Below are 15,768 nucleotides of genomic sequence, written 5' to 3' on the forward strand. Positions count from 1 at the left end.
TGTGTTTAGCTTCGTTTAGGAAGCTTTCCTTCAGATATTGCAATATCAACTAAAGTTATAACTTTATCAAACACTTGCTGAGCATTAAGCTCGCTAGTGTCTATCTCGATAGCATCTCCTGCAGGTACAAGCGGAGCAACGGCACGATTCATATCGCGCTCATCACGAGCTTGAATATCCTGTAATAGACCACTTAGTGTAACATCATGGCCACGCTCATTCAACTCAACAAAGCGTCTACGAGCGCGTTCTTCTGCACTAGCCGTTAAATATATTTTTAATGGCGCATCTTGAAATACCACAGTGCCCATATCTCTGCCATCGGCGATTAAGCCATTTTCAGTGCGAAACGCACGCTGACGACGTAATAGAGCTTCACGAACGCGAGGTAAAGCAGCCACTTTTGATGCTGCGGCTCCCACTTCTTCATTACGAATAGTGGTTGTTACGTCTTCGCCTTCTAAAATAACTTTTCCTGCATTAGTTTGGCTATCTACCAAAAACTGCACATCTAAGTTTGCAGCAAGCGGGACTAACCCTTCTTCATTGTCTAATGCGATTTGGTGATGAAGTGCAGCTAAAGATAAAACACGATAAATCGCACCGCTATCTAACACATCCCACCCTAACTTGTCGGCTAACAAGCGACAAACAGTTCCTTTACCTGAACCACTTGGGCCATCAACGGTGATCACGGGCATTAATAACGCCTGCATTTAAAACCTCCTGCAATGCACACCTAAATAATCCGCGACATTATACGTCAGTTATTAAAATATATCTGCTATAAGTGTGTAACTTTTTATAAATAGTTATGAACGTGCTATTCACTCACCGACGCTAAAACATTGAAAAAAGTAGGAAATGTTTTATAAGTACACTTAGGATCATTAATAGTTATGGGCTTGCCACCTACGGCAACCATTGAAAAACACATAGCAATACGGTGATCGTCATAAGTATCAATAGCTACATCATTAAATGTTTCTGGTGGTGTGATTTCTATAAAATCTTCGCCTTCTACTACATACGCACCGACTTTACGAAGCTCGGTAGCCATTGCATATAAACGATCTGTTTCTTTTACGCGCCAATTATATATATTGCGAATAGCGGTTGGGCCTTTGGCAAAAAGTGCAACGGTTGCAAGTGTCATTGCAGCATCAGGGATAGCATTAGCGTCAATATCCACGCCTTTTAAGTCACCTTTGCGAACCACTAGATGCTCATCATACCAATCTATTTTAGCACCTACTTGCTCCATTACTTTTGCAAAACCAATATCACCTTGCACCGATTTAGCGCCAACACCTTTAATTTCAATCTCGCCACCAGCAATGGCTGCTGCTGCAACAAAATAAGACGCCGACGATGCATCACCTTCAACCATTATACGTTCAGGTGATTGGTACTGCTGACCACCTTTTACTTTAAAAGTTGTATAATCACTGTGCTGAACATTAATTCCAAAGCGGGCCATAACACCTAAAGTAATATCAATATAAGGCTTAGAGACTAAAGTACCTTTTATTGTTATCTGTGTATCACCACTAAATAAAGGAGCAGCCATTAATAATGCAGTTAAAAATTGACTTGAAATACTGCCATCAATTTCAACTTCACCGCCATTTATCTGCCCACCGACTATTTTAAGTGGTGGGTAATCTTTATGTTTAGTGTAAGAAATGTCACCGCCTAGTGCTTGCAGTGCATCAACTAAGTGCCCTATTGGGCGCTCTTCCATGCGTGGCTCACCTATTAACTCATATTCGCCACTAACAGCAGCAAGCACTGCTGTTAAAGGGCGATATGCAGTCCCCGCATTACCTAAAAATAAAGGCTCGCTAGGTGTTTTGAAAACACCACCCACACCAGTTACAGTCGCTACGGTGCGCTCTTCGTTAAGTGTTACATCTACACCTAAAAGCTTTAAAGCACCCAACATATGACGAATATCATCACTATCGAGTAAGTTCTCTACAACGGTTGTGCCATTAGCAAGTGCTGCTAATAATAAAATACGGTTTGATAAGCTTTTTGACCCAGGTAAAGTGACTGTTCCATTTACACGAGCAATAGGCTCTAAGCGAAGTTGCTTCATTAGCTATTCTCCTTTGCAAAGCTAGCCATAAAATCCACAAGCGCCTGAACACCTTCAAGCGGCATTGCGTTATAAATACTTGCACGCATACCGCCCACAATTCTGTGGCCCTCAAGTGCTAACAAACCTGCATCTTTAGATTGCGACACAAATTTTTCATTTAAGCTTTCATCGTTAAGCCAAAATGGAACATTCATTCGTGAACGACAATGCTTAGCTACTTTATTGGTATAAAAAGACGATTCATCAATAAAGTCATAAAGTAACTGCGCTTTTGCAATATTTTGCGCTTCCATTGCTTTAACGCCGCCATTACTTTCAAGCCATTCAAATACTTCAGCAGCTAAATACCATGCAAAAGTAGGTGGTGTGTTAAACATGCTGCCCTGTTTTGCTTCAAGGGCGTAATCTAAAATCCCTGGCTTTGCTAAACCTTCACGATCGAGTAATGTTTTACGAACAATAACGATTGAAATACCCGATGGACCAATATTTTTTTGTGCACCAGCATAGATTAAATCAAATTTATTAACGTCGATCTCGCGTGATAAAATAGTCGATGACATATCTGCGACAATTGGCGCCGTTGGGTGTGTTGGTACTTCAAAAATTTCTAGTCCATCTACCGTTTCATTAGGACAGTAGTGAATGTACGATGCATCAGCAGGTAGAACCCAGTCAGCTACCTGTTTGATTGAAAACTCGCCATTAGCATCATTACGTACATCAATAGAGGTTGCTTTAGTAAACTTATTAGCTTCATCCGTTGCACTTTTAGACCACACACCATTTTCGCAGTAAACCGCAGCTTTACCTTCTTGGTGCAAGTTTAAAGGGACGGCACTAAATTGACCGCGACCACCACCGTGCATAAATAGCACTTCAAACTCATCGCTAATGTTCATTAATCGACGAAGGCTGGCTTCGCATTTAGCTGTGAGTGCTAAAAAGTCTTTACTGCGATGGCTTATTTCCATCACAGACACACCTAAATCTTGCCAATCTAAGAATTCTTTTTGTGCTTTTTGCATAACCGCTTGCGGAAGCATAGCTGGCCCCGCACAAAAATTGTATTTACTCATTACCTTTGCCTCATTCCAGTAATTTAACTACTGAGCATGAATAAAAATTGATGCTCTATTAATTTTTTTCAACAACATTAAAAAAAGCGGCCTTAGCCGCTTTTTCAATTTCAATTATTCAGAAGGAGGATTGTCATCCACGGCTTCGTCTATAACTGTATCAACTGTTTCAACGTCTTCAATATCAATTAAGTCACTTTCTGTAACTTCAATCTCTTCGATACGTTGTAAACCAACTACTTGCTCTTCGTCAATAGTTCTGATCAAAATAACACCTTGGGTGTTACGGCCAACCGTAGAAACTTCATTAACGCGAGTACGTACTAAGGTACCACGATTAGAAATAATCATTATTTCATCGTTGTCGTCAACTTGTACAGCACCTACAACAGCACCGTTACGCTCACTCACCTTAATAGATACAACACCTTGTGTTGCACGGCTCTTAGATGGGTAATCTTCAAGTTGAGTACGTTTACCGTAACCGTTTTCAGTTACCGTTAAAATTGCACCATCCGTTTTTGGCACAATTAAAGATACTACACGTTGATCATCGGCCATTTTAATACCACGAACACCTGTAGCAGTACGACCCATAGGACGTACACCTTTGAAACGAATTTCTGGGTTACCCTCTTCATCTAGAACCGGGTTACCGTCTTCATCAACTACCGCTGATTCTTCAGCTTCTTTAAAGCGTACAACTTTACCTGCATCAGTAAACAACATAATTTCGTTGCTACCATCGGTAATATCAACACCAATTAGGCTATCGCCTTCATTTAGGTTAACAGCAATAATACCACTCGCACGTTGACGACTGTATGCTGTTAGTGGTGTTTTCTTCACTGTACCAAATGCTGTAGCCATAAAGATGTATTTATCTTCTTCGTACTCGCGTACAGGTAAGATAGCAGTGATACGCTCATCATCTTCAAGTGGCAATAAGTTAACAATTGGCTTGCCACGCGCAGAACGACTTGCAAGTGGTAACTGGTAAACTTTAAGCCAGTATAGACGGCCCGCAGTTGAGAAACACAATATTGTATCGTGCGTGTTTGCCACTAATAGACGCTCAATGAAATCTTCATCTTTCATCTTCGTTGCAGATTTACCTTTACCACCACGACGTTGCGCTTCGTAATCAGACAATGCCTGATACTTAACGTAACCTTCGTGAGAAAGCGTAACAACAACGTTTTCTTCAGTAATTAAATCTTCTAAGCTAATATCGTGTGCAGCAGCGTTAATTTCAGTACGACGCTCATCACCATATTGCTCTTTTATTTCAACTAGCTCATCACGAATAACTTCCATTAAACGCTCAGGTGTAGCCAAAATGTATAATAGTTCAGCGATTAAATCTAAAAGCGCTTGATATTCAGTTAAGATCTTCTCATGTTCAAGACCTGTTAACTTGTGTAAGCGTAAATCAAGAATCGCTTGTGCTTGTTGCTCAGAAATATAGTACTGACCATCACGAATACCTAACTCCGCAGCTAACCAATCAGGACGAGCTACATTGTCTTCGCCGGCTTTTTCAAGCATCGCTTGTACATTACCTAATTCCCACGGACGCGCTGTTAAAGCAACTTTAGCTTCAGCAGGTGTTGGAGATTTACGAATAAGTTCGATTATTGGGTCAATATTAGCAAGTGCAATTGCTAAGCCTTCAAGCGTGTGAGCTCGGTCGCGGGCTTTTCGTAAATCAAATACTGTACGGCGAGTTACTACTTCACGGCGGTGAATAATAAACTCTTCAAGCATTTCTTTTAAGTTAAAACACTTAGGTTGATTATTAATTAACGCAACCATATTCATACCAAACACAGTTTGTAACTGAGTTTGCGAATATAAGTTGTTTAATATAACTTCGCCTACATCACCACGTTTGATCTCTATAACGATACGCATACCGTCTTTATCAGATTCATCACGTAATGCGCTAATGCCTTCAATTTTCTTATCTTTGACAAGCTCAGCTATTTTTTCAATTAAGCGTGCTTTATTCACCTGATAAGGAATTTCGTGAACGATGATTGTTTCGCGACCCGTTTTTTCATCGGTTTCGATGTCGGCACGTGCACGCATGTACACTTTACCACGGCCTGTTAAATAGGCTTGTTCAATGCCTTTTTTACCGTTGATAATTGCAGCCGTTGGGAAATCTGGGCCTGGGATATAGTCCATTAACTCATGAATAGTTAAATCAGGATTTTGAATAAGTGCTAAACAACCATTAACCACTTCAGTTAAGTTATGTGGAGGGATGTTTGTTGCCATGCCTACCGCAATACCTGATGAACCATTCACTAATAAATTAGGGATTTTCGTTGGTAAAACGTCAGGAATTTGCTCTGTGCCATCGTAGTTAGGTACGAAATCAACCGTTTCTTTTTCAAGATCGGCCAATAACTCATGCGACATTTTAGCCATACGAACTTCTGTATAACGCATTGCCGCTGCTGAATCACCATCAACCGAACCAAAGTTACCTTGGCCATCTACAAGCATATAACGCAAAGAGAATGGCTGTGCCATACGAACTATTGTGTCATAAACTGCACTGTCGCCGTGTGGGTGGTATTTACCGATTACATCACCGACCACACGGGCCGATTTTTTGTAAGGCTTGTTCCAATCATTACTAAGCTCGTTCATTGCAAACAAAACGCGGCGGTGAACTGGTTTTAAACCATCACGTACGTCTGGTAGTGCACGTCCTACAATTACACTCATCGCATAATCTAAGTAGGAATTTTTTAACTCGTCTTCAATATTGACTGGCAGAATTTCATTGGCGAGATCAGTCATTTGATATCACATTCCTTCAGTATCAGCTCTTTGCAACCCGGTATTAGGCGCTAAGAGTGTTTGTTATTATTTCTAAGTGACCATGCTATCACAATTAATTTAGATTTACAGGCGCAAAACTTTGCGATTTATCAATTTAGCCCTATATAATGGCCTCAGATTGACGAGGAAGTATTTTATGACCGAACATCAAAATGTAGATAACGCAGAAATAGCAAAATTTGAAGCCATCGCAGAGCGTTGGTGGGACCAAGACGGAGAGTTTAAACCTCTTCACGAAATTAACCCATTACGATTAGACTTTATAGCTAACAAAACACAGGGCCTATTTGACAAAGAAAGCCTTGATGTAGGTTGCGGTGGCGGCATACTCAGTGAAAGTATGGCACGTATGGGTGCACACGTAACGGGCATCGATATGGGGCAAGAGCCCTTAACCGTTGCTAAGTTGCACAGCTTAGAAACAGGTGTAAATGTAGATTATATAAAAGTACCTGCAGAAGAATTTGCTTCACAGTATCCTGAGCGTTTCGATGTAATAACGTGTATGGAAATGTTAGAGCATGTTCCCGACCCTGCTTCTATCATTCATGCAGTAGCAAAGCTTGCAAAACCAGGTGCGGACGTTTTTTTCTCTACTCTTAATAAAACCCCAAAATCGTACTTGTATGCCATTGTTGGCGCAGAAAAGCTGCTTAAAATGGTTCCTGAAGGTACGCACGATCATAAAAAGTTTATTAAGCCTGCGCAATTAATCGCATGGGCAGAGCAAGCTGGATTAAAAGTACGTGCAAGTGCTGGATTAACGTATAATCCGTTTTCAAAGCAATACACACTAAATACAGATGTAAGCGTTAATTACATCCTTCATTTTGAGAAGTTAGCTTAATGGCTGGCTCTCAAATCCATACTTCACTTGTAAATTACGATGCGTTTTTATTTGACTTAGACGGAACCCTTCTTGATACCGCAGATGATTTAGGCGCAGCTTTAAATGCTGTACTTCGCTCGCAAGGCGTAGATGAAGTAACCAGCGATGTATATCGCCCTGCTGCCTCTAACGGTGCTGGTGCGTTACTAGAAGCTGGTTTTAAAACGTTATGGCCTGAGCAAGCACAAAGCACACTTATAAAGCAGCTTGTTGATGAGTATGCTGCAAACATAGCAAATCAAACCGTTTGTTTTCCTGGTGTAGAACCACTACTTATTGCGCTTTCGCATAAAAAGATCAAATGGGGGATCATGACTAACAAACCCGGCTTTTTAACTGATCCTTTAGTGGCTGCTATTCCCGCTTTAAAAGATGCAAGTGTTGTGATCAGTGGCGATACTTTAGCTGAGGCTAAACCCTCGCCTTTACCACTTATACATAGTGCAAAGCTGATGGGGGTAGACCCTAAACGCTGCTTGTACATTGGCGATGCACAGCGTGACATTCAAGCAGGCAAAGCTGCAGGTATGCATACCGCCACTGCACTTTGGGGCTATGTACCTAGCATTGACGAAGCTGTTAGCTGGAATGCCAACTTTAACTGGCAAAGCCCGATTGACGGATTTAACCATATATAGTGCTATGTTAATTAATAAACACTATATATTGTGATTGTGTTAGTTTTCACACAAAGCTTGATGATAAAAAAACCAGTCAAAATTTATTTTCAAAATGCGTAAATTTAGCAGATCATTAGTTTACTTTTTAAACGCCTTTAGTTAAATGCTCGTTTAAGTGTGAGCGTCTACTAACATAAATGCGTTATCCCAAAGTTATCCACAAATAGGGGAAATTATGTCCCTTGCAAATCAACTCAGACCACATTAAAGTTTTATTAACACTTTGATGGAATTGATATTTCAACTAGGTGGAGGGGCTAACATCATACCCAAGGTTTGAATATGATGTTAGCAAAGACACTTGCTAAAATTTTAGGAAAGCGCCTAAGTGTGGAATTTGAGCGTAACTTATTCTTATATTCTCAGCAAGTGGTTAACTCAGATTTAGGATAACTAAAGTTGAAGTTCAGTTTATCTATAGAAATATCAGAAAGTGTAATAATAGGTATTTTTAAAATTATTACACTGAGCAGCATGCTCTTTGTATAAATTTAAATGGGCTATCTTTTAGCCCATTTCTATATCTTACCTCTAATTATGCTTTTTATTTATAAAAGCGTTCTACCATGAACACTAAACAATTCACTTAGATAGTGCACTGAAACCATATATAGTGCTATGTTAATTAATAAACACTATATATTGTGATTGTGTTAGTTTTTACACAAAGCTTGATGATAAAAAAACCAGTCGAAATTTATTTTCAAAATGCGTAAATTTAGCAGATCATTAGTTGATTTTTACATATTTCAACTTAAATGATTGTTCGAAGGTGAGTGTCTACTAACACAATTACGTTATCCCAAAGTTATCCACAAACAGGGGCAATTATGTCCCTTGCAAAACAACTCAGACCACACTATCTTGTGATCTCTAAATTGAACAACACCAGATATTGTGGCCAAATGTTATTCAATTAAATTCGCCAATACGGTGAAACTTATAATAAACGAGTATGTACCTTGCTATCGCGAGGTATAAAGCATTGGTCAAAATACATAATCCCCAAGGAATACAGGCAAATGAACCAACAGTTATCTGTAAGCAAGCGTGACGGGCGTAAAGAGCCTCTTGATCTGGATAAGATCCATCGCGTTATTGAATGGGCCGCCGAAGGTTTAAATAACGTATCGGTTTCGCAAGTTGAATTAAAATCACACATTCAGTTTTATGACGGTATTCGTACTAAAGACATTCACGAAACCATTATTAAAGCTGCTGCAGATCAGATTTCTAAAGAATCGCCTGATTACCAGTATTTAGCCGCACGTTTAGCTGTATTCCATTTACGTAAAAAAGCCTATGGCCAATTTGAGCCACCACGTTTATTTGACCATGTAACAAAAATGGTTGAAGACAAACGCTACGACGCTCATTTGCTTGTAGATTACACAGAGCAGGAGCTTGACGAGCTAGATGCATACCTAGATCATTCTCGCGATCTTAACTTTAGCTACGCAGCAGTAAAGCAGCTTGAAGGTAAATATTTAGTTCAAAACCGTGTATCGGGTGAAATTTACGAAAGTGCACAGTTTTTATATATTTTAGTAGCCGCGAGCTTGTTCTCTGACTACCCACGTGAAACACGTACTGATTACATCAAACGTTTTTACGATGCAGTATCAATGTTCAAAATATCTTTGCCTACGCCTATTATGTCGGGTGTACGTACGCCTACTCGTCAATTTAGCTCGTGTGTACTTATTGAATGTGGCGACAGCCTTGATTCAATCAATGCCACGTCGTCAGCTATTGTAAAATACGTTTCTCAACGTGCGGGTATCGGTATTAACGCTGGTCGTATTCGTGCTTTAGGTAGCCATATTCGTAACGGCGAAGCATACCACACCGGTTGTATTCCATTTTACAAGCACTTTCAAACAGCAGTTAAAAGCTGTTCGCAAGGTGGTGTACGCGGTGGCGCAGCTACCCTATTCTACCCGCTTTGGCACTTAGAAGTAGAAAACCTACTCGTACTTAAAAATAACCGTGGTGTAGATGACAACCGTGTTCGTCACTTAGATTACGGCGTACAATTTAATAAATTAATGTATTCTCGTTTAATTAAAGACGACTACATTACGTTATTTAGCCCATCAGACGTGCCAGGCCTTTACGACGCATTCTTTGAAGACCAAGACGAGTTTGACGCGTTATACATTAAATACGAACAAGACGAGTCTATTCGTAAAAAGCGTATTAAAGCGATTGAGCTTTTCTCAATGTTTGCTCAAGAGCGTGCAAGCACAGGTCGTATTTACTTACAAAATGTGGATCACTGTAATACACACAGCCCGTTTATTTCTAAAGTGGCGCCAATTCGCCAATCTAACTTATGTTTAGAAATTGCATTGCCAACTAAGCCATTAAATAACGTGAACGACGAAGAAGGCGAAATTGCACTTTGTACGTTATCAGCATTCAACTTAGGTGCTATTGAGTCACTTGATGAGCTTGAAGAACTCGCTGAGCTTGCAGTTCGCGCACTTGATAACCTACTTGATTTCCAAGACTACCCAGTACCGGCTGCACGTAATGCCACTATGGGTCGTCGTACGCTGGGAATAGGCGTAATCAACTACGCATACTACTTAGCTAAAAACGGTAAGCGTTACTCAGATGGCAGCGCAAACGCACTGACTCACAAAACATTTGAAGCGATTCAATACTACTTAATGAAAGCGTCGAATGAACTTGCTAAAGAGCGTGGTGCGTGTCCTAAGTTTAACGAAACAACGTACTCTCAAGGTATTATGCCAACAGATACGTATAAACGTGACCTAGACAAAATTTGTGATGAACCTCTTCACCTTGATTGGGATTCACTTCGTGCGAGCATTCAAGAGCACGGTATGCGTAACTCAACACTAAGTGCGTTAATGCCATCAGAAACATCGTCGCAAATTTCTAACGCAACTAACGGTATTGAGCCACCACGTGGTCACATTAGTGTTAAAGCGAGTAAAGACGGTATTTTAAAACAAGTTGTGCCTGAGTACGAACGTTTGAAAGATAACTATGAGCTACTGTGGGATATTCCATCAAACGATGGTTACTTACAACTTGTAGGCATAATGCAAAAATTTATTGACCAAACTATCTCGGCCAATACTAATTATGATCCAAATAAATTCGAAGGCGGTAAAGTACCTATGAAAGTCTTGTTAAAAGACTTACTAGGCGCCTACAAATTAGGTGTTAAAACCTTGTACTACCATAACACCCGCGATGGTGCATCTGATTCTCAAGACGACACTCCAGAAGTCGAAGATGACGATTGTGCAGGCGGCGCGTGTAAAATATAGTTACTGATTTTAATTTTAAGCGGGCGCATAGCCCGCTTTGTTCTGATAGTTTTTTGAGTGATAAACATGTCTTATACTACTTTTAGCCGTAATCATAATAACCAAATGCAAGAGCCGATGTTTTTTGGCCAAACTGTAAACGTATCGCGCTACGATCAACAAAAATACCCTATTTTCGAAAAGCTGATTGAAAAGCAACTGTCTTTCTTCTGGCGTCCTGAGGAAGTAGATGTCAGTAAAGACCGTTTAGACTTTCAAGCATTACCAGATCACGAAAAGCACATTTTTTTAAGTAACTTAAAATATCAAACACTGCTTGATAGTGTTCAAGGGCGCTCGCCTAACGTTGCCCTACTTCCTATTGTATCTATTCCAGAGCTAGAAACGTGGATAGAAACATGGGCATTTAGTGAGACTATTCACAGCCGTTCATACACGCATATCATTCGTAACGTAACGCAATCACCAGAGCTTATTTTTGATGACATTGTAAGCAACGACAAAATTAGCGAACGTGCTGATGCCGTAACAACGTACTACGATGATTTAATCAATTCTGTATCGCTTTATAACTTATACGGTGAAGGCAAACACGAGATTAACGGTAAAACTGTTATTGTTAATTTATTCGAACTTAAAAAGAAACTTTACCTTGCTATGATGTCGGTAAACATTCTTGAAGCAATTCGTTTTTACGTAAGCTTTGCATGTTCGTTTGCGTTTGCTGAGCGTGAATTAATGGAAGGTAATGCTAAAATCATTAAGCTAATCGCACGTGATGAAGCCCTTCACCTTTCGGGTACTCAGCATATTTTAAACATTATGCAAGATGGCAAAGATGACCCTGAAATGGCGATTGTTGCTGCGCAGTGCCGCGATGAAGCCATTAAAATGTTTGTAGAAGCCGCTGAGCAAGAAAAAGAGTGGGCCGAGTACTTATTCAAAGATGGCTCTATGATTGGCTTAAATAAACATATTTTATGTCAGTATGTTGAATACATTACTAATGCACGTATGACTGCAATTGGCCTACCTGCACAATTTGAAAACAACAGTAACCCGATTCCATGGATCAACTCATGGCTTGTATCAGACAACGTGCAAGTAGCTCCACAAGAAGCTGAAATTAGTTCATACCTTGTTGGTCAAATTGACTCTCAGGTTGATGCTTCAGAATTTGGTGACTTTGATTTATAATGAACGACAAACCCACTGCAAGTATAACGCTTGCAGATAACAGCCAGTGTATTGAGTTTAGCACTGGCTGCCCTTCTGTTTTACATTGCTTAGAATCACAAAAAATAGACGTAGCATATCAATGTCGCGAAGGCTATTGTGGAGCGTGTAGAGCGACCTTACTCACAGGTAATGTTGAATACAACGAAGAGCCTTTAGCCTTTGTACGCGAAGGCGAAATCCTGCTGTGCTGTTGTAAACCCAATGGTAATATAAGTATTAATTTAAAATAAGCGTTTTTAAATTAATACTTGAGGAAATTTATAGTACAGAGTGTAGGTTAAATATTAATGCCTTGGCTAAAACCCTTCTGGTACAAATCGATAATGCCCTGTAATTTTATAATTAAAAAGCATATCGCTTTTTTGGGGCCCTCGACCAATATTGTGAACTATAGACGGATTACCTGTCTTTTTTGAGTGCTCATCAATCACCATACCAATATGCGGTAAATTGCCCGGTAACATCCACGTAACTAAATCACCAGCTTCATAATCTGCTGGGTTAGCAGACATACTCAAAATATGCCCATGTCTTTTAAAATAAGTTTGTAAATTAGGTACTCTTCGGTGGTCTATATTTTTATCCGGCTTAGTTAAACCCCATATACGTTTAGAAGGATACAATGCAAAATTTTGCAACATATCTTCGTGTACACGTTTTTGTAAATCTATACCTAATTTTCTGTAACTTCTGATTATAACGTCGGTACATACTCCAATATTTTCAGGCACATCACCACCTGGGTATTCAATTGAGTGATAAGCCCCGTCGTAGGTAATATTGTGTTTAGTTCGCTCGAGTAAGGCTGATACTATACTTTTCTCAAACGTTACAGCTTGTGCATTAATACACATTAAAGTTAAAAAGCATCCTAACGTTTTGTTCATATAAATTCCTTTAAATTTCAGCGCTAATTACAGAGTATGAGCTACATATTTTGGCACATCTATTTTTTACCACGACTAGCACATTGCTCGTCAAGCACATATGCCATCTTTTCGAGCGGAGCAAGGTGATATCCCACACGTTGAATTTCACTAATGTAACGAAGCATAAATGCGTCAGCGTCTAGCTCAAGCCACTGCGCAACCTGAACAAGTTCATGAAAATGAACCCTTAAATTAGTAGCGACGTGGGGAAGTATGTAATAAATATTTTTTTACGTTATACCCGCCGCGTCCATATCGACAAAATCACCTAGGCCCATTTCTAGTAGACCCGCAAAGTTTGGCTTTGGCATTTGGTCTACAACAACGAAATATGTGTTTTTAGAAAACTTGCATCCTTGTACACTATTATTACACTTCAAAAGCGCAGATATTATTGCTATGTACTAATTAGAAATAACAACTCATACACTATTAACCTGAATAAAATGGTGTAAATAACAGGTCTAGTAGATCAATAAAGCGTTATTACAAAAATCACGAGTTTAGTTATGCATCCAAATGTACAAAAATACCTTAAAATAAAACCAGCTCATATCATTTCATTCATTGTGCTTTTACTAGTTTCTATGTCTACGCTAACCGCCAAAGTGTATGCAGCTGATGCTGTATGGCCTTCAAAAACCACTTACAAATATGCAATCGTCAATGGTAAAAAAATCTTCTATCGAGAAGCGGGTACGCAACATGAACAAACCATTGTGTTGTTACATGGTTATCCATCGTCGTCACATAGCTACCGAGAACTAATTCCTCTTTTATCTGGACGCTACCACGTGATAGCGCCTGACTATTTAGGTTCTGGTTATAGCGCACGCCCAAGCCCTGATAAACAAAAATACACGTTTGATTTACTTGCTAAATTTGTAGATGGGTTACTCAATAAGCTTGAGATAAAAAACTATAGCCTTTACATACAAGACTTCGGAGCACCAGTAGGGTTTAGAATGCTTTTAAATAACCCTGATAAACTCGATGCACTTATCGTACAAAATGGTAATGCGTATTTGGAAGGTTTAACACCTGCAAGACAAGCATTTTTTAAAGCAGCAAATAAAGATAAGTCAAAAGAGCAACAGGCTAAGCTTTACTCATTTACATCAGAGCAAGCCATTATTAATAAACAATATTTGCGTGATGTGCAAAATAAGACACAAATAATGAACCCAGACAGTTGGACTCACGACCTAAGTTTTTTACAAACAAAAAGCGATCGATTAATTCAAGTGCAACTATTTCAAGACTATTATAATAACTTGCTAGACTACCCAAAATGGCAAGCTTACTTGAGAAAGCATCAGCCACCTACGTTAATTGTATGGGGTAAAAACGATCCAGCATTTATAGCCGCAGGCGCTAAAGCGTATTTAAAAGATGTACCAAACGCCGAACTACACTTACTTGATTCTGGGCACTTTACTGTTGAAGAAAAACCCGTTGAAGTTGCAAAGTATATCGTCAATTTTATGGATAAATTGGCTCTTAAAAACACACAAAAGTAATTAATTTTGTAATGCACATACAAAAGCGCTGGGGTATAAACTGCCAGCGCTTTTTTATTGATTAATTTTAAGGTTAATACCGCTAATAAAATGGACTTAACCTTCTTCTTCGACAAGCGGCTCGAGTAAATCATGTATCTCGGCTTTAAGTTCTTTATCTGTAATTTTATTTGCGCTAACTTTAGCGTTTTGAAGATTTTTAATAGCCTCATCTTTTTGACCAAGCTCAAGCTGCAGGGTTGCCATAGAAAAAGCAATCGATGACATATGATCTTTATTATTTATCGAAATAGCTTTTACTAATGCCTTTTTATAAATTGTGATTGCATCTTCTAACTCCTCAGTGAAATCGGCTAGAGTTTCCCACTGCACCGGATGATCTTTAGGCGTGTTTTCGTTTTCGTCGCATATACTTTTAAGCTGCTGAAGTAAAACATCGAACTTTTTTTGATCATTTTTATTCGCAGCCATCATCAGCTTTTCTGCTAAATCATGTACTGCTTTATATACTTTTGTGTTCATCATCACGTAATACCTACTGATATAACTAAATAAAATTCAGTTAATTAAACTATTTTACTATAACCACATGAAATACAGATCAGTGGTTAAGTCTTTTATAACGCAATAATACATGAATTAGCGTCATACGTTTTACTTAAAGACCGTCATAAAGGATAAATTTAAAAGATATTAAATATAGCTACGGTGCTAAACTCATTAATTACTAACAGACATAACTTAACAGCTAGATTATGAAAGAATGCAATCAGTGCGGTAAATGCTGCATTAAATATGGCGGTGGAGACTTAAATGCCTCAAAAGAAGAAATAGATTTATGGGAGCTTTTTAATCCCGAAATTTTTGTGTACGTCAAAAATAACGAAATTTGGTTTGATCCAAATTCGGGTCTAAGATTAGCAACGTGTCCGTTTTTAGAAATTGCCCCTAAAAAAGACCCTCTCGATAAAAATATGTATACCTGCAGTATCTACCTAGACAGACCTGAGGACTGTCGCCACTACCCTAGTCTAATCCCCGAAATGATTAGAGATGAGTGTGAAATGATAGAGCCAATAGATGTAACCAATCAGGTCAGAGCACAAAATAAACTTGATGTCATAATGATTGATAGTCGGTAAGAATTAATGAGGACATACTACATAT

General features: G+C 39.1%; 13 protein-coding genes. 7 read left to right on the forward strand and 6 right to left on the reverse strand.

The annotated features are described in order from the left end of the window. Positions 1-5: 5 nt before the first annotated feature. The 4 genes from cmk to gyrA form a co-directional block, all read right to left on the reverse strand. A complete protein-coding gene (cmk, locus tag J8L73_RS07165) occupies positions 6-716 on the reverse strand; it encodes a (d)CMP kinase (protein ID WP_211015737.1) in 711 nt (236 codons plus the stop codon). 107 nt (positions 717-823) lie between these two features. Next, on the reverse strand, positions 824-2,101 hold the full coding sequence (aroA, locus tag J8L73_RS07170; RefSeq protein WP_211015739.1) for a 3-phosphoshikimate 1-carboxyvinyltransferase: 1,278 nt from the start codon (positions 2,099-2,101) through the stop codon (positions 824-826). Further along, a complete protein-coding gene (gene serC / locus J8L73_RS07175; RefSeq protein WP_211015741.1) occupies positions 2,101-3,183 on the reverse strand; it encodes a 3-phosphoserine/phosphohydroxythreonine transaminase in 1,083 nt (360 codons plus the stop codon). The genes aroA and serC overlap by 1 nt, the downstream gene beginning before the upstream one ends. Positions 3,184-3,297: 114 nt before the next feature. Beyond that, entirely contained in the window at positions 3,298-5,997 is a 2,700-nt protein-coding gene (gyrA, locus tag J8L73_RS07180; protein WP_211015743.1) for a DNA topoisomerase (ATP-hydrolyzing) subunit A, read from the reverse strand. A gap of 178 nt (positions 5,998-6,175) precedes the next feature. Between gyrA and ubiG the strand changes: the two genes are divergently transcribed. The 5 genes from ubiG to yfaE all read left to right on the forward strand — a co-directional run bounded on the left by ubiG (position 6,176) and on the right by yfaE (position 12,382). Further along, the gene (gene ubiG / locus J8L73_RS07185; protein ID WP_211000142.1) at positions 6,176-6,886 is read left to right on the forward strand and encodes a bifunctional 2-polyprenyl-6-hydroxyphenol methylase/3-demethylubiquinol 3-O-methyltransferase UbiG; all 711 of its coding nucleotides are present in this window, start codon (positions 6,176-6,178) and stop codon (positions 6,884-6,886) included. After that, the gene (locus J8L73_RS07190) at positions 6,886-7,566 is read left to right on the forward strand and encodes an HAD-IA family hydrolase (RefSeq protein ID WP_211000143.1); all 681 of its coding nucleotides are present in this window, start codon (positions 6,886-6,888) and stop codon (positions 7,564-7,566) included. The genes ubiG and J8L73_RS07190 overlap by 1 nt, the downstream gene beginning before the upstream one ends. 1,064 nt (positions 7,567-8,630) lie before the next feature. After that, on the forward strand, positions 8,631-10,913 hold the full coding sequence (nrdA, locus tag J8L73_RS07195) for a class 1a ribonucleoside-diphosphate reductase subunit alpha (RefSeq protein ID WP_211000144.1): 2,283 nt from the start codon (positions 8,631-8,633) through the stop codon (positions 10,911-10,913). A gap of 66 nt (positions 10,914-10,979) precedes the next feature. Beyond that, positions 10,980-12,110: a class Ia ribonucleoside-diphosphate reductase subunit beta gene (gene nrdB, locus J8L73_RS07200; RefSeq protein ID WP_211000145.1), complete on the forward strand. Its 1,131-nt coding sequence runs from the start codon at positions 10,980-10,982 to the stop codon at positions 12,108-12,110. Continuing rightward, positions 12,110-12,382 (forward strand): class I ribonucleotide reductase maintenance protein YfaE, encoded by a 273-nt coding sequence (gene yfaE, locus J8L73_RS07205; protein WP_211015745.1) that lies wholly within the window; start codon positions 12,110-12,112, stop codon positions 12,380-12,382. Before nrdB ends, yfaE begins: the two co-directional genes overlap by 1 nt. Before the next feature lie 66 nt (positions 12,383-12,448). On the opposite strand, the gene J8L73_RS07210 is transcribed toward yfaE, so the two are convergent. Continuing rightward, entirely contained in the window at positions 12,449-13,039 is a 591-nt protein-coding gene (locus tag J8L73_RS07210; protein ID WP_211015747.1) for a DUF1287 domain-containing protein, read from the reverse strand. A 551-nt stretch (positions 13,040-13,590) separates the two neighbouring features. Between J8L73_RS07210 and J8L73_RS07215 the strand changes: the two genes are divergently transcribed. After that, the gene (locus J8L73_RS07215; protein ID WP_211015749.1) at positions 13,591-14,601 is read left to right on the forward strand and encodes an alpha/beta hydrolase; all 1,011 of its coding nucleotides are present in this window, start codon (positions 13,591-13,593) and stop codon (positions 14,599-14,601) included. Positions 14,602-14,697: 96 nt separating this feature from the next. Here J8L73_RS07215 and J8L73_RS07220 read toward each other — a convergent pair whose 3' ends face one another. Continuing rightward, complete coding sequence (locus tag J8L73_RS07220; RefSeq protein ID WP_211015751.1) at positions 14,698-15,126, reverse strand: tetratricopeptide repeat protein; 429 nt, start codon at positions 15,124-15,126, stop codon at positions 14,698-14,700. 230 nt (positions 15,127-15,356) lie between these two features. Between J8L73_RS07220 and J8L73_RS07225 the strand changes: the two genes are divergently transcribed. Then, on the forward strand, positions 15,357-15,743 hold the full coding sequence (locus J8L73_RS07225; protein ID WP_211000149.1) for a YkgJ family cysteine cluster protein: 387 nt from the start codon (positions 15,357-15,359) through the stop codon (positions 15,741-15,743). Positions 15,744-15,768 lie beyond the last annotated feature (25 nt).

This window comes from Pseudoalteromonas sp. MMG006 (assembly GCF_018101025.1).
Lineage (GTDB): Bacteria > Pseudomonadota > Gammaproteobacteria > Enterobacterales > Alteromonadaceae > Pseudoalteromonas.